The following is a 21,627-nucleotide window of genomic DNA, read 5'->3' as shown; positions in this document are numbered from 1 at the left end:
CCCTGTGGATCAGGTTGTCCAGGACGACGGCACCACGGACCTCGCCGGCCGGGTCCAGGTTCCACCAGCCGTCCTGGAACACCAGCAGAGCAGCAGGGCGCGACGGGTCGTAACGCGCCGGCAGGTGCACCCAGAACTTCCGCGCCGTACCCGGGTAGACGGCGCTGTCCGCCCAGCCGAACTCGATGGTCCGGCCGGCGGGTACGCCGGGCTGCCGGAGCGAATCAGGGCCGTGCAGGTAGCGGACGTCGGACTGGTCGACCGGCAACTGCCGGAACGGCACGTCCACCCGTATCCGCCGTACCCCCAGTTGCGCCGCTGCGCCCAGCCAAGAGGGAGCGGTCAGGCGGTGGCCAGGGGTTCCAGGACGTCGCGGCCGCCGACGTACGGCTGCAGCGCCTTCGGCACCCGTACCGAACCGTCTGGCTGCTGGTGGTTCTCCAGGATCGGGATCAGCCACCGGGTCGTCGCCAGGGTGCCGTTGAGGGTCGCCACCGGCTGGACACGGCCCTCGCCGTCGCGGTAGCGGATGTTCAGCCGGCGGGCCTGGAAGGTGGTGCAGTTCGACGTGGAGGTGACCTCGCGGTAGCGGCCCTGCGACGGCACCCACGCCTCGCAGTCGTACTTGCGGGCCGCGCTGGTGCCGAGGTCGCCGGCGGCGACGTCGATCACCCGGTACGGGATCTCGACCTTGGCCAGCATCTCCTCCTCCCAGGCGAGCAGCCGCAGATGCTCCTCGTGGGCCTGCTCCGGCGGACAGAAGGAGAACATCTCCACCTTGTCGAACTGGTGCACCCGCAGGATGCCGCGCACGTCCCGGCCGTACGACCCGGCTTCGCGCCGGAAGCACGACGACCAGCCGGCGTAGCGCTGCGGGCCGTCGAGAGTCAGGATCTCGTTCGAGTGGTACGCCGCCAGCGGCACCTCGCTGGTGCCGACCAGGTACAGGTCGTCGGCTTCCAGCCGGTAGATCTCGCTGGCGTGTTCGCCGAGGAAGCCGGTGCCCTCCATCGACTCCGGCTTGACCAGCACCGGGGTGATCGTCGGGGTGAAGCCGTACTCGACGGACTGGGCGATGGCCAGCTGCAGCAGGCCGAGTTGCAGCAGCGCGCCGACGCCGGTCAGGTAGTAGAACCGGCTGCCGGAGACCTTCGCACCACGTTCGACGTCGATCGCGCCGAGCGCCTCGCCGATCGCCAGGTGGTCGCGGGGGTTGTCGATGTCGGGCCGGTCACCGACCTCGCGCAGCACGACGTAGTCGTCCTCGCCGCCGGCCGGCGCGCCCGCCTCGACCAGGTTGGGGAAGGCCAACTGCGCCCGGCGTAGCGCCTGCTCGGCCTCGGTCACGGCGGTCTCGGCCGCCTTCACCTGCGCCGACAACCTCTTGGTACGGGCGAGCAGCTCAAGCTTCTCGGCCGGTTCGGCCCGGGACAGGCGCTTGCCGAGTTGCTTCTGCTCGGCACGCAACGCCTCGAACGCCTGCACGGCCGTACGCCGGGCCTCGTCGGTGGCGATCAGATCGTCCACCCGGGACTCGGACTCACCGCGGGCACGCTGGCTGGCACGGAAGAGGTCCGGGTCGTCACGGAGCAGGCGGAGATCGATCACAGCAGCCAACGATACCGGCAGCGCCGGCCACCTCGCGCGCAGGTTTACGGCAGGCCGGTGTGCGTGCAGGTGCGCGTCGGCCTTTGCGCCGGGCTTCGTCGCACCGGCCATCGGCGTGGGCTAGCGTCATGGCCATGCCTATCCGTACCGCATCAGCCCGCTGGCAGGGCAATCTGACCGAGGGTTCCGGCACCATCCGCACCGGCAAGGGCGGATACGAGGGGAACTATTCGTTCAAGTCCCGTTTCGAGGAGGGCGAGGGCACCAACCCGGAGGAGCTGATCGGGGCGGCCCACGCCGGCTGCTTCTCGATGGCGTTCTCCAAGGGCCTGGCGGACGCCGGCTTCACGCCGACGTCGGTGCAGACCACCGCGTCGGTGCACCTGGACAAGACCGACGCCGGGATGACCGTCACCCGTATCGACCTGGAGACGGTCGGTGAGGTCCCGGGCATCGACCCGGACACCTTCCAGAAGCTGGCCGAGGCCGCGAAGGCCAACTGCCCGATCTCCCGGCTGCTGTCGCCGGGCGCCGAGATCACCTTGAACGCCAGCCTGTCCGTCTGACACCACATCGAAGCGCACGATCCGATCCACGTCCAAGGTCGTCCCCGGCGACGAGCGGTGCGGCAGAATGGACCGATGCCGGTCGAGATGAGCCGCGAACGCTTCGAGGAGCTCGTCGGGGAGGCCTTGGACGAGGTGCCGCCGGAGCTGCTCCGGTTGATGAGCAACGTGGTGATCCTCGTCGAGGACGACACCCCGGCCGGTGAACCGGAGCTGCTCGGCCTCTACGAGGGGCATGCGTTGACCAGCCGGGGCTGGGACTACGCCGGGGTACTGCCGGACCGGATTCTGATCTACCGCAATCCGATTCTGCGGATCTGCGACACCGAGGCCGACGTGGTCGAGGAGGTGGCCATCACGGTGGTCCACGAGATCGCCCACCACTTCGGCATCGACGACGAACGGCTGCACGCCCTCGGCTGGGGTTGAGCCCCGCCTCCGACCTTTCGAAACGGCCTCCGGCCGGTTCGGCGATGACCCTCCTTGCGCTGGTCACCTACCCTTCGGGGCGATCAACCTGACCAGGAGGGAACCCCATGCGCAGTGCCCTGTTCTCCGCCGAGCACCTGGAGAAGGAGTCGGCCCAGCCCGGCATGCGGCTGCAGAACTCCAAGATGCTGAAGATCGAACTCAACGGGGAGGCGATGGCCCGGACCGGGTCGATGGTCGCCTACCAGGGCCACGTGCAGTTCCAGGCGCTCGGTTCGGGCGGGCTCGGCAACTTCATCAAGCAGCGGCTCACCGGCGAAGGCGTACCGCTGATGAAGTTGACCGGTCAGGGTGACGTGTTCCTCGCCAACGAGGCCAGTGACGTGCACATCATCGACCTGGAGCCGGGCGACGCGCTGTCGATCAACGGGTCCAGCGTGCTGGCCTTCGACTCGACCCTGCAGTACGACATCCGGATGGTGCAGGGGATGGGGTTCGCCTCGTCCGCCGGGCTGTTCAACTGCGTCTTCACCGGCCAGGGCCGGCTCGCCATCACCACCAAGGGCACCCCGGTGGTGCTGACCGTGGACCAGCCGACGTACGTCGACCCGCAGGCGGCGGTCTGCTGGTCAGCCAGCCTGCAGACCGGCTACCACCGGGCCGAGCAGTTGGGCATCGGTACGCTGCTCGGCCGCCGCACCGGTGAGGCGTTCACGATGAGCTTCGCCGGGCAGGGCTTCGTGATCGTCCAGCCGTCGGAGGAGCCGCCGGTGCGCGGCGCCGGCCACCAGCAGCAGTAGCCGGCAGCAGTAGCCAGCGTCCGTCAGCCGGGCTGGCCGGAGCGGATCCGGGCCAGCCATTCGGCAGCGCGGGCGTACCCGTCGTCACCGCGCAGGGCCGGGCCGTCCACGGCCCGGCCGCTGCCGGCCGGCGGCCAGTCGTGCCGTGGGTAGGACCCGAGGAACCGTACGTCGGCGCAGACCCGGTGCAGGCCGCGCAGGGCCTCGCCCATCCGGTCGTCGGCGACGTGCCCGGAACAGTCGAGGAAGAACGCGTACCGGCCGAGGGCCTCACCGGTGGGGCGGGACTCGATGCGGGTCAGGTTGACCTCGCGTACCGCCAGCTCCATCAGCACGGCGAGCAGCGCGCCGACCCGGTCGTGGGCGATGTAGACGGCCAACGTGGTGATGTCGTCGCCGGTGGCCGCCGGTAGCGGACCGGGCCGGCGGACCAGCACGAAGCGGGTCACGGCGTCGCCGTGGTCGGCGATCTTGTCGGCCAGTACGGTCAGCGCGTGTCCGGTCGCGCCGATCGGCGCGCAGATCGCCGCGTCGAACTCGCCGTTGGCGACGCCGGCGGCGGCCGCCCCGTTGGACAGTACGTCGACCACGGTCGCATCCGGCACCTGTCGGCGCAGCCAGCCACGGCACTGGGTCGACGCCTGGGGGTGCGCGGCGATGCTGCGGACCCGCTCCAGCGCCATCCCGTCGCGGGCGGCCAGCACGAACTCGACCGGCAGCACCACCTCCTGGGTGATCATCAGCGGGTCGCCGCCGGTCAGCTCGTCGAAGGTGACTCCGACCGCCCCGCCGATCGAGTTCTCCAGCGGCACCAGGGCGGCGTCGGCGGTCCCGGCGCGGACCGCGTCCAGCGCCTCGGGCACGCTGCGGGCCGGGATCCGTTCCGCGCGCTGCGCCGCAGGGATGCTCCGCAGCGCCTGTTCGGCGAAGGTGCCTTCCGGGCCGAGGTAGGCGAACCGGGTCGGTGTAGCGACGGACATGCCGGCCAGCTTACGGAGTGGCCGGCGGGATCGGCACCGACTCGCAGGCGAGGGTACGGATCCCGGCCGGCGCGCCGACCCGTACCGGGATGACGCAGACGTCGGTGCCGGCGGTGACCAGCGAGATCGACTCCGGGGCTCCTTCGGTGACCACCTGCAGCGGCTCGCGCTCGGGGATCTGCACGACGGTGTACTGCCAACTGCCGGCGCAGCGTGGTGCGACCCGCACGCTCGCCCGTGTGCCGGCGGGCAGCAGCCCGTCGGCGCGCAGTACGCCGATCACGCGGTCGGCGCTGGGGCGACCGGCGCAGTCGACGGCGACCGCCACCGGGAAACCGGTGGCGGTCGGGGTCGGCACACCCGTCGGGGTGGTGGTCGGCGTCCGCGTCGGGGCACCGGTCGGGGTCGGCCCGGCCGACGGCGTGCCGGTGTCGCCGACGCCGGCCGGCAGGGAGATCTCGGGCGCGGGCTCGGCGAGCTCGGGTGGTCGGCCGCAGCCGGCGACGGCGACGGTGCTGATCAGCAGCAGACCGCACCAGGCCGGGAGGCTGCGCCGCGACCGCTGCGGCCCGCTGCCCCGACGTGGCCGGAGCGCGGATGTCACCGGCTCATCGTAGGTGCTGCGACGGTGCCTGTCGGCCCGGCGACCCGGCCGGATCCGCTGCGGCGGGATCTGTCCCGGCCGGGATCTGCCCGGCCGAGATCTGTCCGGCCGGGATCCGCCCGGCCGGGTCGGGGCGGTCGGTCAGCTGGCCGAGAAGGCGGTGGAGATGGGGGCGAAGAAGGTAAGCGACCCGGCCACCTTGTTGCCGCTCCACACCGGAGTGGCGACCGCGTCGACGGTGCCGTCGCCCTGGCCGTCGACGATGGCGGTGGCGACGCGCAGCAGCCCTCGGGCGAGTCGACCCGAGGTGAGCGCGAGCAGCGGCGGGATCTTGTCGATTTCGGTCTCGTCGAGTTCGCTGCGGGCGGCGGTGAAGTCGACCAGTCGCAGGCCGGCCAGCAGCGGGCTGCCCTCGACTGTGCCGGGATCGCCGAGGCCGAGCAGTTCGCAGCAGGAGCGCGACGCCGCGACGATCCGATAGTCCTGGTCGATGACCAGGCACGGCTCCAACGCGACCGCGGCGGTGGCGACCCAGAGCTGAAAGTTGTCGGTGCGCATCGGCTCCATCGGCTCGCGGGCCTGCGGCACCAACGGTTCCGAGATTGAGAGCTCGACGTGCGCCACCCGCGCCTCCCCTGACTCCGCCGGACACCCGCAACGCTAACCGGTCTCTGCGGCGTCCGTCGACTGGTGCCGGTCAGAGCCACCAAGGGGACGGGAAGCTGCAAACACGCGCGGTCGTCACATGTCCGATTTCAGCGGATGTACGTCGCAGGGAGGCGGTCAGCGCCTGCGCCGAGGCTACCGCCGGCCGGCAGGCTTGTCAGCCGCCGTTCGGTCGGCCCCGTACCACCGGTAGTCGGCGGCCGGGCGGTACGGAGCGTTGAGCCAGGTGCCCGGATGGCGGGCCACCTGGGACAGCTTCTCGGCGGTGGCGGCACTGATCCGGGTGCCGCCGGCGATGAGCAGCCGGTCCAGCTCCCGATGGGTGGTGACCATGCACTCCTTGGGCAACCCGTAGACGCTGATCACGCCCGAGCCGACGAAGGTGAGCACCGGGGCGACCGGGATGGTGTGCCCGATGGCGGCGGACATCGCCTTGCTGGCCCGCTTGGCGTCGCGGCGGGCTTCGGCGACGTACGGCGGGCGCTTGCCGTTGATCTGCACGACGTCGCCGGCGACGAGCACCCGGCTGCGTCCATGGTCGACGACGGTGACCGCGAACAGCCCGCTCGGGCCGATGGCGAGGAAACCGGCGCGCTCACCGCGGCCGACGGTGTCCAGGCCGAGTACGTGGTCCGGGCTGTCGGTGCGCGGCCAGTTGACCACGTGCCAGGCGGGCCCGAGGTGGTCGAGGCGGTGCAGGGCGCGGGCCCCGGCGGCCTCGATGCGGCGGGCGCCCCGCTCGGCGCGGCGGCGGCGGGCCCACTCCATCGGCGAGGGTCGGATGGCCTCCAGCATTCCGGGCGGAGACTCCTCCATGGGCCGTGCTTCTGCTTGGCGGGGCAGGGCCCGCTGGGCGGGCAGTACGCGGCGCTCATGGAACACAGTCATCACGACCTCCGGCAAAAGGTCCCCTGGACGATGGACTACCCACTACCGTACGTGGCGACACCGGTACTGAAGCAAGACGCCGAGCCGGAGTGAGTAGGGATGAATGCCCTATTCACCCAACGACTCTTTCGACAGATGGTGCCAAACGACTGCCCTAAGCTGCGAGTGTGACGCACTACGCCGACAGTGAGGTCGGCCACCTTCGGACCGTCCTGCTGCACCGCCCCGGCGCTGAACTCGCCCGGCTGACCCCGCGCAACAGCGGCACCCTGCTCTTCGACGCGATCCCCTGGGTCAGCCGGGCGCAGGAGGAACACGACGCCTTCGCGGCGGTGCTGCGCGAACGCGACGTGGAGGTCCTCTACCTGGAGCAGCTGCTCGCCGAGACCGTCACCCACCCGGACGCCCGCGCCGAGGCCGTGACGACCGTCCTCGACGGTGCCCGGCTCGGCGCCAGCCTGCGTCAGCGGGTCGCCGACCAGCTCGGCTACCTCGACCCCGCCGGACTCGCCCGGGTCCTCGTCGCCGGCATCGCCCGTGGCGAACTGCGGATCCGTGCCGACCAGCCGCCCGGTCTGGGCTACACCCTGATGGATCCCCACGACTTCGTCATCGCGCCGCTGCCGAATCTGTTGTTCACCCGGGATTCATCCGTCTGGATCCGCGACCGGGTCGCGGTCACCAGCCTCGCGATGCGGGCCCGGCGACGGGAGGGCCACCTCACCGACCTGATCTACCGGCACCACCCCCGGTTCGCCGGCACCGAACTGCTGCACCGTCCCACCGGCGCCCACGTCGAGGGCGGCGACGTCCTGCTGCTGGCACCCGGGGTCCTCGCGATCGGCGTCGGCGAACGCACCACCCCCGCCGGAGTGGAGCAACTGGCCCATCGGGTGCTGCGTGCCGGGTTGGCGCACACCGTCCTGGTGGTGCCGATCGCCCAGCGGCGCGCCACCATGCACCTGGACACCATCTGCACCCTCGTCGACGTGGACGCCGTACTGATGTATCCGCCGATGGCCGACAGTCTCCGCGCCTACACGGTGATCCTCGACGGTGCCGGTGAGCTGCAGGTCGACGGCCCGGCACCGTGGCTGCGGGCCGCCGCCGACGCCATGGACCTGGACCGGCTGCGCCTGGTCGGCACCGGCCTGGACCCGGTCACCGCCGAGCGGGAACAGTGGGACGACGGCAACAACACCCTGGCCCTGTCGCCCGGGGTGTGCGTCGCCTACGAACGCAACACCGCCACCAACGCCCAGCTGCACCGGGCCGGCATCGAGGTGGTCACTATCCCCGGCGCCGAACTCGGCTCCGGGCGGGGCGGCCCCCGGTGCATGTCGGCACCGTTGGTCCGCGACCCGCTCACCCGCTGACCCGCTCACCTGCTGACGTGCTGAGCCGCTGACGTGCTGAGCCGGCGGCGGGTCGGCAGGTCGGAGCGGGTCAGCGCAGCGTGAGTTGCCGGCCGAGCAGGCCCTGCCGGGCCCGCCGGGCGGCCGCGTCGAGCGCGCCGGAATCGGTCGCCGCCTCGGCGTACCGCTTGGCGAACTCCGCCAGCGGACCCTCCCACTCGTCGGCCGACGGCGCCGACGGCAGATCCCAGACCGGCACCAGCAGCCCGTGCGCCCGGAACATGCCGGCGAACTTGGTCTGCGGCCCCAACGGCAGGTCACCGGCGGCGCTCAGCCGGGCCAGGGTGTCCAGCGCCCGATCCTCCTCGTCGCCCAGCACCCAGCGCACGTGCGCCCGGTCACCCACCCGGCACCAGTACGCGGCCGTCGCCGCCGCCATCCGGACGGTCGGGTAGACCGACGCGTCGGCGCGCTCCAGCGACGCCTGCACCGCCGGATCGTCGGCCGCCTCGGGGGTCACCCAGAAGCTGAAACCGTCGTGCACGGTCACCGACAGCGCCCCGTCGGCCAGTACGTCCTGCAGTCGGGGGCCCGGCCCGGGCAACGGCGGCACCACCACGGTCTCGCCCGGCGCGGTCTCCAACGCCGACAGCAGCGCGGCGGCCAGGTCCCGGGACACGTCACCGGACTGGGCGTGGCGCTGCAGCCCGAGCATGACGTGACCGTCGGCGCGCACCAGTGCCGGCACCGCCATCGGCAGGACGGTGGCCAGCGTGACCGTACGGTCGGCGTACTTCTCGGTCAGCTCCGCGGCCAGGACCAGCGGCGCGGTGCCGGCCGGGACCAGCTCGCGCAGCGCGACCCAGTCCGGCTCGTCGGCCAGCCCGGCGAACGGCCGCGGCACGAATACGTCGCGGATCTTCTCCCGCTTGCCGCCGATCGCGGCCCGGTCCTGCTTTCGGCGCTTGCTCACGGCCAGTCAGCCTAGAGGATCGCAGCGCTTCGCGGTCAGTGGAGTTCGGCCCAGACGCAGCGGCCGGCTGCGGACTCCGCCACCCCCCACCGCTGCGCGAGCGCCGCGACGATCCCCAGCCCTCGGCCGTTGAGCGCCTCCGGCGTCGCCGAGCGCACCCGGGGCGCGTCGGCCGAACCGCCGTCGGTGACCTGAACGCGTACCGTCCGGTCGGGCTCGCGCAGCATCAGCTGACAGGTGATCCGGATCATCCCGTCGGGCAGCGGTCGGGCGTGCCGTACCGCGTTGCCGACCAGCTCCGCGACGACCGTCATCACGTCAGCCAGCAGACCCGGGCGGATCCGGTCGGTCAGGCAGGCGGTGAGCCGGTGCCGGGCGAGTCGCGCGCCACTGGGATGGTGCGGCACCAGGACGCTCCAGGTCCGTCCCACCAGTGCCGCTGTCACGCCTGTCTCCTCTCACCCCCGGGGCAGCCGCACCTCCGCGACCGTTCCCCCACCGTCGCGGGGTCGCAGGGACACCCACCCGTGTTGTCGCTCGACGATCTGCCGCACGAGGTAGAGCCCCAGGCCGGCACCCGGGTAGCGGCGCTGATCGCCTTGTTCGCCCTGCCAGAACCGGTCGAACGCTCGTTCCACGTGTTCTGGACGTACCCCGATGCCACGATCGCTAATCCGGAACACCACGGTGCGTTCGTCGGCGTCGGCGGTCAGCTCGACCGCCGTACCGGGTGGTGAGTACTTGTCGGCGTTGGTGGCGAGTTCGGTCACGACGGTGGCCAGACTGCCCCGGTCGCCGCACGCCTTCGGCAGGTCTTCCGGCAGGTCGATGGTGAGCCGGCGACGCAGCTCGGCCGGCAGATGCTCGGCGGCCGTGCGCAGGGTCTCGACGAGGTCGAACGGGGCCGGTGGACTGCCGACCGCCGACCCGGCGTCGTTCGCGGCGGACAGCAGCCGGTCGACGAGCCGGGCGAGTTCGGTGGCGCGTTGGCCGAGCACCCGGGCCGCGTCGCGGCGGTCCGCGTCGGTCAGCTGATCCCAGTGCTCGCTGAGGGTCTCCGCGTAACCCTTGATCACCGTCACGGGTGTCCGTAACTCGTGGCTGGTGACGGAGATGAACAGGTCGACGTCGTGGTCGCGGCGGTGCTGGTCGGTGATGTCGCGGAAGGTGACGACCCGTGAGGCGACGACGCCGGGCAGGTCACCGGAGGTGAGCCGCAGCCAGCGGCCGTCCGACAGCTGGTGGTCGACGACCTGGCCCGGTGGCGGCACCGGGAACGGGATCGGCCGGTGCAGCCGCTGCGCGGCCGGGCTGCCGGTGAGGCGTTCGGCGGCCGGGTTCCACAGCCGTACGCAGGACTCGTCGTCGATGATCGCCAGCCCGTCGGCGAGCGCGGCGACCACCGGGCCGTCGCCGTGCACCGGCAGGCCGGTCTGGTCGCCGTACATGTGCGCGATGCAGGACGACAGGTACGCGATCAGGGTGTGGTGGTCGGGGCTGGCCTCGCCGTCGGCGTCCGGATAGTAGGCGTGCAGGCTGCCGATGAGGACGCCGCCGATCTCGGCGCGGGCGGTCAGCATCCGGTGCAGGCCCCGCCCGGTGATCTGGTCGGTCTGCTCGGCGGCGAGGGCCGAAACCGGAAACTCGACCGTACGGGGGCCGGTGAGCAGCCGAGCGGTGGCCGGGTTCGCCAGGTCGACGGGGCGGCCGATGGACCACTCGGCGGCCCCGGCGGCGGCGATGATCCGGCCGCTGGTGGGGCCGTACTCGGCGAAGGACGTCCCGGCGGCGCCGAGCGCCCGCTGCGCCAGTCGCAGCAGGTGGTGCAGCACCGGCAGGCCGGACTCCCCATTGTTGATCATGTCCAGGACGACGGTGTGTCCAGCGATCAGGCTCGGGTAGTCGGGGCGTTCCGGCATGCCTGTGAGTCTGCCGCGTTCGGGCCGATTTCGGCAGTGGCCGGCGCCCACCGTGCGTCCGGTGGTGTCCGCCCGTCGGCGTCCGGTGGTGTCCGCCCGTCGGCGTACGGTGCCTCGGCCGGTCAGAGCACCCGGGCCGGCTGCCCGGTCTCGCTGACCATCGCCCGGCCGTTCGCCGCCCAGCTCTGCATGCCGCCGTCGAGGTTGCGGACGTTGTCCCACCCGTGCTGGCGCAGGTACGCGACCACCTGGCCGGAGCGGCCACCGGATCGGCAGACGACCACCACGTCGCCGTCGGAGGGCACGTCGGCGAGCCGGTGCGGAATCTCCATCATCGGCAGGTGGTGGGCACCGGGGGCGTGCCCGGCGGCCCACTCCTCGGGCTCGCGGACGTCGAGCAGGTAGGCGTCGTCGGCGACGTCCGGGGCGGCGACGACGGGCACAGCAGGTCCGAACATGCCGTCAGCCTATTGCTGACCGGCGAGGACGGTGGGATTGGCCAGGATGAAGTCGTCCAGGTTGTCGTTCTTCACGGCGCGGAACATCTCCATGGACAGCGGGGTCAGCTCCTCCCGGCCGGAGTCGTTGCCGTTGAAGCTGCCGCCGTTGGTGCGCAACATCACCAGGTCGTTGGCGGCCACCCCGCGCATGGTGAAGACGAAGTCGGCGACCGGTACGGGGCCGGTGTCCAGCACGAAGGCCTTACCGGCCGATTCGATCAGCTGGGTGAGCTTCAGCGGGTTGGTCATCACGCCGTCGGCCATCGCCTTCTTGGCCATGCCCTTCAGCAGCTTCTGCTGGTTCTTCTGCCGGTCGTAGTCGCCGTTGGCCAGGCCGTAGCGCTGCCGGGAGAAGTCCAGCGCCTCCCAGCCGGCCATCTCGCGGCAGCCCTTCTTGTGCACGACCTGCTGCTTGTCGCCGCTGGCCTTCTCGGCGTCGGAGTTCCACATCGGCTTGCCGTCGACCAGGGTCATGTGGGCCGACGGGGTGTCCTCGTCGACGCAGATCGGGATGGTGCCGAGGCTGTCGATCACCGACTTGAACCCGCTGAAGTTGATGATCGCGGCACCGTCGAAGCTGATCCCGGTCATGTTCTTGATCGTCTCGGCCATCAGTTGCGCCCCGCCGGCGTGCCCGGCCCCGTTCTGGGCGCCGTGGAAGAAGGCCTCGGTGGCCTTGGCGACCCCACCGGGGTACCCGCTGGCCGGGAAGGCCGGCACCTCGACCTCGGTGTCCCGGGGGATGGAGATCAGGTAGGCCTGGTCGTGGGTGGCCGGGATGTGCAGGATGATGATCGTGTCGGCGCGGGTGTCCGACTCCTCCCAGCTGGCCCGGTGGTCGATGCCGAGCAGCAGCATGTCGATCGGGCCTTCGAGGTTGTTTCCGCCCTCGGCCTCGGTCTTGCCGGCCACACCGAGCAGGTTCGACTGCTCGATGCCACCGGTCGCCCGGTCGATCAACCATTTACTGCCGACGATCGTGGTACCGCTGAGCATCATCAGCAGCGCACCCATGACGACCATCGTGCGGGCCCAGATCGGGTCCTTGCGGCGCGGCCGCTTGCCGCCGGTGGTGGTGCCGCGGCCGGAGCGTGCGGCCGGGCCGCCGCGGCCGGCCGGACCGGTCCGCGCACCGGACTGCCGCACCGACGAGGCTCGGCCGGAGACAGCTCCGGTCGACTCGTTCGACGCCGAGCGTCGGCGGGACTGAACCGGCATGCCTGCTCCTGGGGGGCGTGACAATAGGGCGAGCCCACTGTACGGATGTTTGATGGATAAATCGACCCTACGAAGGTTTCAGATTCGTGTCGGATTCGATCGGTCACGCAGTGAAATCGATGATCATGTCCGCTCAGTCACTGGCTCCTGGACTGGGCGTGACATTGGCCTGCACCCAGCTGGTCATCTGGTCGGCTGCCATCGCCTGATACATGGTCAACGCCTTCTCCCGGTCCGAGACGACCACCGACTCGCCGTTGATCGTCTCGCTGCCGTTGTGCGGGCTGGTGAGGAACTGTAGGTTCTCCCCCCGCAGCTTGCGGAACTGCAGGGCCATGTCGACCAGGGAGAACCCCTCGTCGACCGTCACCGCCTTGGTCGTCGCCTGAAGAAACGCGTTCAGCTTCGCCGGGTTCGACAATGTGCCGGAGCTCACAGCTTTGTCCATCAATGCCCGGAGGAACTCCTGCTGGTGCCGCATGCGCGCGAAGTCACCGTCCGGGAACTGCTTGCGCTGACGGATCCAGTCGAGCGCCTCCGTGCCATTCATGTGATTGACGCCCTGGCTGAACTGTCGATACGGCTTGTGGATCGACGTGACGTCCTGCTCGACGGTCAGCTCCACCCCGCCGAGCGCGTCGGTCACCTCGACGAAACCGCCGAAATCGATCGCCATCACGTGGTCGATCCGCACGTCGGTGAAGCACTCCACCGTGCGTACCGCCAGCGGCATGCCGCCGAACGCGAACGCCGCGTTGATCTTCGCCCGCTCCCCGGTCTCGCAGGGGGCACTCGCCTCGGCGGGAATCGGCACGTACAGGTCACGCGGGATGGAGACCAGGTAGGCCCGGTCGTGCGTCGACGGGATGTGCATCACGATGATGGTGTCCGCCCGCCACCGGCCGGCCGTGTCGAGCGGGGCGTCCGGATCCCGGGAGTCGGTGCCGATGAGCAGGATGTTCAACGCGCCGTCGACGGCCGCCGCCGGCCGCCCCTCGGTGATCGCGGAGAACGGGTCGGTCCGGCCCAGGTCGTTGTCCAACCCCCGGGCGTACGCCCACAGGCCGCCGCCGGCGACCAGCGCCAGCAGCAGCAGCGCCACCACACTGACGAGGGCGATCCGACCCCAGCGGGGGCGTGCCCGGCGCGGCGGGCCGCCGTAGAACCGGCCGGACCCACCGGCACCGGGGACGTGTCCGGGCTGGTGGCCGTGGTGACTGCTGGCTGACATGCATCCAGCGTACGGACTGCGCGCTCGCTGACCGCCGACTCGGCACACCGGGGCCGGTACGGGCAGGTCAGCCCAACCGCTGGCGGAAGTACGCGATCGTGCGCCGTAGCCCGTCCTGCGGACCGACCGTCGGGGTGAAGCCGAGCCGGGTGCGGGCCAGGGTCAGGTCCGGGCGGCGCATCTCCGGGTCGTCCGACGACCGGGTGACCAGGTTGACCGTCGAGGAACTGCCGACCAGCTCGATGATCGTCTCGGCGAGCTGGCGCATCGACATCTCGTGTTCGGTACCGCAGTTGATCGGCCCGACCTCGGTCGAGTCCAGCAGCGCGACGATGCCGGTCACCAGGTCGTCGACGTAGCAGATCGACCTGGTCTGGCCGCCCGTGCCGTGCACGGTGATCGGCTCGCCCCGCAGCGCCTGGCTGATGAAGGTCGGGATGGCCCGTCCGTCGTCGGGCCGCATCCGGGGCCCGTACGTGTTGAAGATCCGTACGATCCCGGCGTCCACGCCCCGGTACCGGTGGTACGCCATCGTCGCCGACTCGGCGAACCGCTTGGCCTCGTCGTAGACGCTGCGGATGCCGATCGGGTTGACGTTGCCCCAGTAGGTCTCCGGCTGCGGGTGCACCAGCGGGTCGCCGTACGCCTCCGACGTCGAGGCCATGATGAACCGGGCCCGGTCGGCGGCCGCCCGGTCCAGCAGGTGCAGCGTGGCGACGGAGCCGACCCGCAGGATCTCGACCGGCAAAGTGCCGAAGTCGGTGGGGCTGGCCGGCGACGCGAAGTGCATGATCGCGTCGAAGCGCTGCCGCACCGCCGGATGGTGCTCCGGCACCCCGTCGGAGATGTCCGCCTCGACCAGCGTGAACCGTGACTCGTCGGCGAGGTGGGCGACGTTGTCCTTCGAGCCGGTGACGAAGTTGTCCACCGCGACCACCGTGCAGCCGCGCGCGACGAGCCGGTCGACCAGGTGGCTACCGACGAAGCCGGCACCACCGGTGACCAGCACCCGGTGACCGTCGCCGAAGCGGGGAACAGGCAGCATGCCCTGAGCCTAGTGGTAGCCGGTGCCGGCGCTGTCGGTCAGTTCCCGGTAGCGGCCCCGGTAGTGCAGCAGCGGGCCGGGATCGGGCTGCTCGGTCACCGTCACCGACTCGACCGTCGCCTCGATCAGCATCGACCACCCGTACGGCCGGGCGTCGTCCAGCCGGCAGCCGGCCCAGCTGGTGGCCTGCGGATGCACCGGGCCGTACGGTGTGTCCTGCCAGTCGACGCCGGTGAACGGCCCGCCCGGTGCGGGCATCAGCCCGGCGAACCGGTCCGCCAGTTGGCGGTGGGCCGGACCCAGTGGGGCGACCGCGAACCGCCGCGACTCGCGGACCACCTCCCACAGGTCGGACTCCTCGTCGAGCAGGCCGATCAACCGGGCGGGGTCCCCGTCGGCGAGCACGGTGGAGGAGACGGTCAGCCCGGCCGGCGTACCGTCGGCCGGGTCGACGGCGGTCCAGAGGGTGACCGGGGCCGCCAGCCGGCCCCGCAGCCGGCGGGCCGGCGACCGCTGGTCGGGAGCGGTGGCGAACGGGTCGCGGTAGTGGATCTCGGCACCGGGCTCGGGATGATTCACGTGAAACATTGGATCATCGCCGGGGCGCCACCGTCGCCAACAGCTCCGGCATCCGTCGGTCGAGCAGGTCGCCGGTGATGTACAGGCCCAGCAGCACCGCGCCGAACCCGTACCCGACGCCGACCGGCAGCGCGATCCACTGCCAGACGTCGCCGAGCAGCGCGGTGGCCACCACCATCGGCACGGCGGCCGCCGCCGACGCGATCATCGCCACGAACGCCAGCAGACTCTTGGCCATCCCGGCCCCGCTGTTCAACGCGAACGGGTTCGACGTCTCCGGCAGCGAGTAGGCACCGATCACCGAGATGACCAGGTTCACCGCCAGGCCGGCGCCGTAGGCGGCGAACAGTGTCCCGGCGGCGACCGGGATCCAGCCCGGTTCCTGAAGGAACAACCCGAGTCCGGCGGAGATGACGACGAGCATCGGCACGATGTAGATCGAGAAGGCGACCACCCGGGCCCGCAGCTCCAGCCGACCCGGTACGCCGGCGATCACGTTCGCGGCGTACGCGCTGCCGTCGAAGCCGAACTGGTTGGCCAGGGTGACCGAGGCCAGCGCGCCGACGAACAGCATCGAGAGACTGACCGAGACGGCCGACGCCGACATGCGTATCTCGTCGGTCGGGCCACCACCGAAGCTGAAACCGCCGACGTTGACCAGCACCGGCACGAAGACACCGACCACGGCCACCGTGATCAGGTTGGCCCGTCGACGCATGTCCCGCCACCAGTAGCGCACCTCGCGGGCGACCAGGGCGCCGTACCGGTCGCGGGGGAGCCGGCCGAGCAGGCGGGGGAACAGTTGCGCCACCGGTGCGCCCGGCTCGCCGGCGGCGGTCTTCGTCGGGCCGGCGTTGGCGGTGCCGACCATGGCCGATTCGAGCGACCGCGACCACCAGGCCAGCAGCGCGGCCATGGTCGCCGCCGTGATGAGCAACTTCACCGGTACGGCCCATGCCCGGCCCTCCACCACGTCGAATCCGACCGTGTACGGGGCGGCCAACGGGGTCCAGCCGACGATCCTGGCGACCTCGGCCAGCCGGTCCCAGTCGGCATTGCCCAGACCGCCGATCACCAGCAGCTGTAGCGGGCCGAGCAGCGCGGCCAGCACCGCCAGCAGGACGGCCGCCAGGTCGCGGACCTTCCGGGAGCGCAGCATCCCGGCGAAGGCGCTGGTGATCGCCCGGCTGCCGGTCACGCAGATCAGCAGGCCGGCGGCGACGCCGATCAGCTGGACCAGTCCGGCCAGCGCCCCGCCGAGCAGCAGCGCGCTGACCACCATGCCGAGGGTCGCCAGCCCGGTGGCGATCGTCGGGGTGCCGATCAGGGCCGCCGCCAGCAGGCCGGTGACCAGGGTGCGACGGCGCAGCGGCAGCAGCGCGAACCGGGCGGGGTCGAGGGTCTCGTCGACGCCGAAGAAGACCAGGGGCAGCAGCAGCCAGCCGAGCACCAGCAGGGCCCCGCCGAATCCGGTGGTGAGCAGCATCCCCTGCGGGTTGTCGGCGAAGCCCGGCGCGGCAAGCATGAGGAAGGCGGTGCCGGCGAACCACAGCCCGGCGAGCAGGCCGCCGATGAACAGGCCGACCCGCCAGCCCTGGCCGCGCAGGTTGTTGCCCATCACCCGCAGCTTGAGCCGGATGAAGTGCCGGGGGCGGACCGGCCGGGGTGCGGCGGTGCCGGTGCCTCCGGTCGGGGCGATCACAGCCATGACAGCTCCTCGCCGGTGGCCGTACGGCCGCCGACGACCTCGACGAACACGTCCTCCAAGGACCGGCCGGCCCGCACCTGTTCGAGGGTGCCGACCCGTTTGATCACCCCGTCGGCGAGGATCGCGACGTCGCTGCAGAGCCGCTCGACGACGTCCATCACATGGCTGGAGAAGATCACCGTGCCGCCGCCGGTGACGTAGCGCTGCAGGATGTCGCGGATCAGCGCCGCCGACACCGGGTCGACCGCCTCGAACGGCTCGTCGAGGACGAGCAGGCGTGGCCCGTGCAGCAGCGCGCAGGCCAAACCGATCTTCTTCTTCATCCCGGCCGAGTAGTCCACCACCAGGGTCCGTCCGGCGCCGTCGAGGGCGAGCACGTCGAGGAGTTCGCGGGCCCGCTGGTCGACCACGGCAGGGTCCATGCCGCGCAACAGGCCCTGGTAGGCGAGCAGTTCGGCACCGGTGAGCCGGTCGAACAGCCGCATCCCGTCCGGCAGTACGCCGAGCATCTGCTTGGCCTGCACCGGGTCGGCCCAGACGTCGTGGCCGAGGATGTGTGCGCTGCCGGCGTCCGGGCGCAGCAGACCGACGGCCATCGACAGGGTGGTCGTCTTGCCGGCCCCGTTCGGGCCGAGCAGGCCGTAGAACGAGCCGACCGGCACGTCCAGGTGGACACCGGCCACCGCGACCTTGTGGTCGAACCGTTTGGCGAGCCCACGCAGGGCCAACGCCTGCGGGCCGGGTGCCGGGAAGGCTGACTGCTGCGCGTCGGTCATGACGCGACGGTAACCACTGGGCACCGGTCGGCACACCCGCTCAGGGACGAACCGGAGCTCGTACCCAGGCACGAGATGGTCAACTGCGCAGGCTCTCCGGAGCATGCAGGCGCAGCATGACGGAATTCACGTTGCCGGGCAGCCGCCGGCGGCTGACCAGTGACACCAGCACCATCACCGCGAACGCCAGCGGCACGGTCCAGGCGGCCGGCTGGGCGACGAGGACCGCCGGCCAGCCGGTCAACGCCGGCCCCAGCATCGTCCACAGCACCGCCCCGATGGCGGCCCCGCCACCGGCGATGATGCCGGCGGCGGCCCCGGCGTCGGTCAGCCCGCGCCACCAGATGCCCAGCACCAGCAGTGGGCAGAAACTCGACGCCGCCACCGCGAACGCCAACCCGACCACCTGTGACACGTCGAGGCCGGAGACGTTCAACGCCAGCACCACCGGGACCGCACCGGAGACCAGGGTGGCCAGCCGGAAGCCCCGTACCGAGGGGCGGCGCAGCACGTCGGTGGAGACGGCACCGGCCACGCTGGTCAGCAACCCGGACGAGGTCGACAGGAAGGCCGCGAAGGCACCGGCGGCGACCAGCGCGGCGAGCAACTGGCCGAGCAGGCCACCGCCGAGCGCGGCCTCCGGCAGCAGCACGACCACGGCGTCCGACCGGCCGGTCATCAGCAGTTGCGGGGTGTACACCCGACCGAGCACGCCGTACAGGGTGGGGAACAGATAGAAGAGGCCGACCAGGGCGAGCACCACCAAGGTGGTGCGGCGGGCGGCGGCACCGTCGGGGTTGGTGTAGAACCGCACCAGTACGTGCGGCAGCCCCATGGTGCCCAGGAAGGTCGCCAGGATCAGCGAGTAGGTGGCGAACAATCCCTGGTCGCTGCGTTCCGGGTCGCCCGGCAGCAGCCAGGCCAGTCCCCGGTCGACGTCGACGCCGGAGACCTCGGGCACCGGGTCACCGGCGTCGAAGGCCAGGGCGGTGCCGGCGTCGACCTGTTCGGTGCGCCCGTCCCGGAAGGTCAGGGTGGCTGCCCGTTCGACGACGACGGTGGTCGCCTCGATGAAGGTCGCCCCCTGCGGCGGGCTGACCGGCGGCCGGCCGTCGGCCTGCCACTGCAGCGCGAGGAAGATCGCCGGTACGGCGAGCGCGGTCAGCTTCAACCAGTACTGGAACGCCTGGACGAAAGTGACCGCCCGCATCCCGCCGAGCGCCACGTTGGCGGTCACCACGCCGCCGACCAGCAGGGCACCGAGCGGGTACGGCGCCCCGGTGACCGTGGCCAGGGTGAGCCCGGCGCCCTGCAGCTGGGGCAGCAGGTAGAACCAGCCGATGAAGATCACGAAAGCGGTGGCCAGCCGGCGCAGCTGCCGCGAGCCGAGACGGATCTCACAGAAGTCCGGCAGAGTGAAGGCGCCGGAGCGGCGCAGCGGGGCCGCCACGAACAGCAGCAGGGCCAGGTAACCGGCGGCGAAGCCGACCGGGTACCAGAGCACGTCCACGCCGTACTTGAGAATCAGTCCGGCGATGCCGAGGAACGACGCCGCCGACAGGTACTCGCCGCTGATCGCCGCGGCGTTCCAGGCCGGACTGACGGTCCGGGAGGCGACCAGGAAGTCCGACGTCGTCCGGGCCAGCTTCAGCCCGTAGAAGCCGATCGCGACGGTCACCAGGGTGACCACCACGAGCGCCGGTACCACGTACGGATTGGTCATCGGGTCGGCTCAGCGCTCCGGCCGCCGCACCAGGGCGACGAAGTCCTGCTCGTTGCGTTCGGCGAGGTGGACGTAGGCGAGTCCGACGGCGACCAGGAACGGGAACGCCGCCACCCCGAGCAGCAGCCAGGCCAGGTTGACCCCGGCGACCTTCAACCCGCCGAACGCGGGGGCCAGCGAGAACAGCAGCGGCAACGCGCCCAGGGCGATCGCCACCACGGCCGACAACCGCACCGCCAGCGCCAACTGGGCCCGGACCAGGCCACGGACCAGAGCCTCGCCGACCTGGTTCTGCTCGGTCAGGTCGGTACGGAGCCGGTCGGCGTCACCGCGTCGGCTCACCTCGCCCAGCACGACCCGCACCCGGCGTGGCGGCGTCGCCGGGTGGTCGGACGCCGCCGGCCTGTCGGCGCCATCGTGTTCGGCCATGCCGGCAGTCTCACGGCCCGTCGCGGATTGTCAAGCGCGGGTACGCGGTCCGTCCGGTTCACGCCGGTTCGGTGGAAAGTTCACGCCGGCTCGGCGGAATGCCCCCGCCGGTGCGGCGGAAAGCGAAGCGCCCAACCGCAGGAGGCGATTGGGCGCTTCGTAAGCCCGGCGAGAGGCTCTGTGGCCAGGGGCGGGGTCGAACCGCCGACCTTCCGATTTTCAGTCGGACGCTCGTACCAACTGAGCTACCTGGCCAGGTGTCCGGGCCATCATACCTGCCCGGACAAGTGATCACCGGGCGGGTGGACGGCACCGAAGACGAATCGCCGCGCGAAGCGTGCCGCACGGCGATCATCGTTGCGCGGTCCTGACGGGACTTGAACCCGCGACCTCCGCCTTGACAGGGCGGCGAGCACTCCGACTGCTCCACAGGACCTCGGTGTTGCTCCGGCCGGTCGGTCGGCCGGTGGTGCCCCCAACGGGATTCGAACCCGTGCTACCGCCTTGAAAGGGCGGCGTCCTGGGCCGCTAGACGATGAGGGCGGCCCCGTCATCATCGCACATCACGACTCTGACGGTAGTGCTCCCATCCGGCCCCGCCGGAAGCTTGCGAAAGCATACGTGACGAGTATGCCCCGGACCAAACCAGATCGGCGAACCGGACGGATCAGGGGGAAAGGCTAGCACCGAGCAGGGTGATCCCGTACCGCTGCCTCAGGTCGCTGATCACGGCCGGCAGCGCCGCGACGGTGGCCGACCGGTCACCACCGCCGTCGTGCAGCAGCAGCACCGAGCCGAGCCGGACCTCGCCGCGGACGTGCGCGACGATCTCGTCCCGGGTCGGCTTGCGCCAGTCCTGCGGGTCGACGTCCCAGTCCAGCGCCGCGAGGCCGAGCTCCTCGGCGACCGCCACCGCCTCCGGGGTCCACAACCCGCCCGGGTGCCGGAAGTGCGCGACCGGCACTCCCGGGACCACCTTGTGGATCTCCTTGGTGGTCCGCACCAGGTCGGCCCGGATCTCGGCCGCCGGCCGCGTGCCGAGCTCGAGATCGTGGTCCCAGCTGTGGTTGCACAGGGTGTGACCTTCCCGCACGATCCGGGTGACCAGCGCCGGGTACCGCCGCACCTGGCTGCCGACCACGCAGAACATCGCCCTGACCCCGGCGGCCCGCAACTCGTCCAGGATCAGCGGTGTCCACTGCGGATGTGGCCCGTCGTCGAAGGTCAACGCCACCTGACGGATGCCGGTACGGCGTTGCAGCAGCCCCGGGTCCACGGTGGTGCGTGGGGAGGCGGCCGGATCGCCACCGGTCGGCGGCGGCCCCGCCGGATCGTCGCCGGCAGCGGGCGAAGGGACGGGCGCGGCCGCCGGAGCGGTCGGCTCCGGGGTCGACCGGCCGACGACATCGTCGGGCCGGACCTCGGGCGCCGGGCCGAGCCCGACGACGGCGGACAACTGCGGCGGTGCCTGCCTGGCAGCGCGCACCGCGACGAGGCTCTCGCCGCCGACCAGCAGCGCGAACACCGCCAGACCTGCCGCGAAAACGGCACGTTTCGCCATGTCGACTCCGAATGAGGGGGTGGGCGGAGATCGAATGCACCCACACGCTAGTCGATCAACAGGTACGTA

At 71.4% G+C, this 21,627-nt stretch carries 21 protein-coding genes, 3 tRNA genes and 1 pseudogene; 4 read left to right on the top strand and 21 right to left on the bottom strand.

All coding sequences use genetic code 11. From position 1 onward, the window contains the following. Positions 1-342: 342 nt before the first annotated feature. The gene (gene serS / locus O7623_RS19655) at positions 343-1,608 is read right to left on the bottom strand and encodes a serine--tRNA ligase (RefSeq protein WP_282224486.1); all 1,266 of its coding nucleotides are present in this window, start codon (positions 1,606-1,608) and stop codon (positions 343-345) included. 134 nt (positions 1,609-1,742) lie between these two features. Between serS and O7623_RS19650 the strand changes: the two genes are divergently transcribed. The 3 genes from O7623_RS19650 to O7623_RS19640 all read left to right on the top strand — a co-directional run bounded on the left by O7623_RS19650 (position 1,743) and on the right by O7623_RS19640 (position 3,403). Then, positions 1,743-2,174 carry an OsmC family protein gene (locus tag O7623_RS19650; RefSeq protein ID WP_282224485.1) on the top strand — a complete coding sequence of 144 codons (432 nt, stop codon included), beginning with the start codon at positions 1,743-1,745 and terminating at the stop codon, positions 2,172-2,174. Positions 2,175-2,249: 75 nt separating this feature from the next. After that, on the top strand, positions 2,250-2,603 hold the full coding sequence (locus tag O7623_RS19645; protein WP_282224484.1) for a metallopeptidase family protein: 354 nt from the start codon (positions 2,250-2,252) through the stop codon (positions 2,601-2,603). Positions 2,604-2,710: 107 nt separating this feature from the next. Further along, entirely contained in the window at positions 2,711-3,403 is a 693-nt protein-coding gene (locus O7623_RS19640) for an AIM24 family protein (RefSeq protein WP_282224483.1), read from the top strand. Positions 3,404-3,426: 23 nt separating this feature from the next. Here O7623_RS19640 and pheA read toward each other — a convergent pair whose 3' ends face one another. The 4 genes from pheA to O7623_RS19620 all read right to left on the bottom strand — a co-directional run bounded on the left by pheA (position 3,427) and on the right by O7623_RS19620 (position 6,541). Next, positions 3,427-4,383, bottom strand: a complete 957-nt coding sequence (pheA, locus tag O7623_RS19635) for a prephenate dehydratase (RefSeq protein WP_282224482.1) — start codon at positions 4,381-4,383, stop codon at positions 3,427-3,429. Between the two features lie 10 nt (positions 4,384-4,393). Next, on the bottom strand, positions 4,394-4,987 hold the full coding sequence (locus O7623_RS19630; RefSeq protein ID WP_282224481.1) for a hypothetical protein: 594 nt from the start codon (positions 4,985-4,987) through the stop codon (positions 4,394-4,396). A gap of 141 nt (positions 4,988-5,128) precedes the next feature. Continuing rightward, on the bottom strand, positions 5,129-5,611 hold the full coding sequence (locus O7623_RS19625; RefSeq protein ID WP_282224480.1) for a hypothetical protein: 483 nt from the start codon (positions 5,609-5,611) through the stop codon (positions 5,129-5,131). Between the two features lie 177 nt (positions 5,612-5,788). Continuing rightward, positions 5,789-6,541, bottom strand: a complete 753-nt coding sequence (locus O7623_RS19620; RefSeq protein ID WP_282224479.1) for a hypothetical protein — start codon at positions 6,539-6,541, stop codon at positions 5,789-5,791. Positions 6,542-6,708: 167 nt separating this feature from the next. On the opposite strand from O7623_RS19620, the gene O7623_RS19615 reads away from it, so the two are divergent. Beyond that, complete coding sequence (locus O7623_RS19615) at positions 6,709-7,917, top strand: arginine deiminase (RefSeq protein WP_282224478.1); 1,209 nt, start codon at positions 6,709-6,711, stop codon at positions 7,915-7,917. 70 nt (positions 7,918-7,987) lie between these two features. Here the strand turns inward: O7623_RS19615 and O7623_RS19610 are convergent, their stop codons facing one another. The 16 genes and pseudogenes from O7623_RS19610 to O7623_RS19535 form a co-directional block, all read right to left on the bottom strand. Next, on the bottom strand, positions 7,988-8,869 hold the full coding sequence (locus tag O7623_RS19610) for a DUF5926 family protein (RefSeq protein WP_282224477.1): 882 nt from the start codon (positions 8,867-8,869) through the stop codon (positions 7,988-7,990). 35 nt (positions 8,870-8,904) lie between these two features. Continuing rightward, positions 8,905-9,315 (bottom strand): ATP-binding protein, encoded by a 411-nt coding sequence (locus O7623_RS19605; protein ID WP_282224476.1) that lies wholly within the window; start codon positions 9,313-9,315, stop codon positions 8,905-8,907. A gap of 12 nt (positions 9,316-9,327) precedes the next feature. Further along, positions 9,328-10,788 (bottom strand): PAS domain-containing sensor histidine kinase, encoded by a 1,461-nt coding sequence (locus tag O7623_RS19600; RefSeq protein WP_282224475.1) that lies wholly within the window; start codon positions 10,786-10,788, stop codon positions 9,328-9,330. 122 nt (positions 10,789-10,910) lie between these two features. After that, positions 10,911-11,246, bottom strand: coding sequence for a rhodanese-like domain-containing protein (locus tag O7623_RS19595; protein ID WP_282224474.1), 336 nt, complete (start codon positions 11,244-11,246; stop codon positions 10,911-10,913). A gap of 9 nt (positions 11,247-11,255) precedes the next feature. Next, entirely contained in the window at positions 11,256-12,506 is a 1,251-nt protein-coding gene (locus O7623_RS19590; RefSeq protein WP_282224473.1) for an LCP family protein, read from the bottom strand. Between the two features lie 133 nt (positions 12,507-12,639). Further along, positions 12,640-13,737 carry an LCP family protein gene (locus O7623_RS19585; protein ID WP_282224472.1) on the bottom strand — a complete coding sequence of 366 codons (1,098 nt, stop codon included), beginning with the start codon at positions 13,735-13,737 and terminating at the stop codon, positions 12,640-12,642. Between the two features lie 67 nt (positions 13,738-13,804). Next, positions 13,805-14,782 carry an NAD-dependent epimerase/dehydratase family protein gene (locus tag O7623_RS19580; RefSeq protein WP_282224471.1) on the bottom strand — a complete coding sequence of 326 codons (978 nt, stop codon included), beginning with the start codon at positions 14,780-14,782 and terminating at the stop codon, positions 13,805-13,807. Positions 14,783-14,791: 9 nt separating this feature from the next. After that, positions 14,792-15,391: pseudogene (locus O7623_RS19575) on the bottom strand (flavin reductase family protein); the annotation flags it as partial. Then, positions 15,375-17,069 carry an ABC transporter permease gene (locus O7623_RS19570; RefSeq protein WP_282224469.1) on the bottom strand — a complete coding sequence of 565 codons (1,695 nt, stop codon included), beginning with the start codon at positions 17,067-17,069 and terminating at the stop codon, positions 15,375-15,377. The pseudogene O7623_RS19575 and the gene O7623_RS19570, both read right to left, overlap by 17 nt. Then, a complete protein-coding gene (locus tag O7623_RS19565) occupies positions 17,060-17,845 on the bottom strand; it encodes an ABC transporter ATP-binding protein (RefSeq protein WP_282224468.1) in 786 nt (261 codons plus the stop codon). Before O7623_RS19565 ends, O7623_RS19570 begins: the two co-directional genes overlap by 10 nt. A gap of 79 nt (positions 17,846-17,924) precedes the next feature. Beyond that, entirely contained in the window at positions 17,925-19,568 is a 1,644-nt protein-coding gene (locus O7623_RS19560) for a cation acetate symporter (RefSeq protein ID WP_282224467.1), read from the bottom strand. A 9-nt stretch (positions 19,569-19,577) separates the two neighbouring features. Beyond that, positions 19,578-19,997: a hypothetical protein gene (locus O7623_RS19555; RefSeq protein ID WP_282224466.1), complete on the bottom strand. Its 420-nt coding sequence runs from the start codon at positions 19,995-19,997 to the stop codon at positions 19,578-19,580. A 181-nt stretch (positions 19,998-20,178) separates the two neighbouring features. Further along, positions 20,179-20,252, bottom strand: a tRNA-Phe gene (locus O7623_RS19550). Between the two features lie 107 nt (positions 20,253-20,359). Then, positions 20,360-20,433, bottom strand: a tRNA-Asp gene (locus O7623_RS19545). A gap of 31 nt (positions 20,434-20,464) precedes the next feature. Next, positions 20,465-20,540 (bottom strand) — tRNA-Glu (locus O7623_RS19540). A 124-nt stretch (positions 20,541-20,664) separates the two neighbouring features. Then, positions 20,665-21,558, bottom strand: a complete 894-nt coding sequence (locus O7623_RS19535) for a polysaccharide deacetylase family protein (RefSeq protein ID WP_282224465.1) — start codon at positions 21,556-21,558, stop codon at positions 20,665-20,667. Positions 21,559-21,627 lie beyond the last annotated feature (69 nt).

The organism is Solwaraspora sp. WMMD791, assembly GCF_029581195.1.
Lineage (GTDB): Bacteria > Actinomycetota > Actinomycetes > Mycobacteriales > Micromonosporaceae > Micromonospora_E.
Note: the sequence above shows the minus strand (reverse complement) of the source record. Positions and strands in the feature narration are given on the sequence as shown.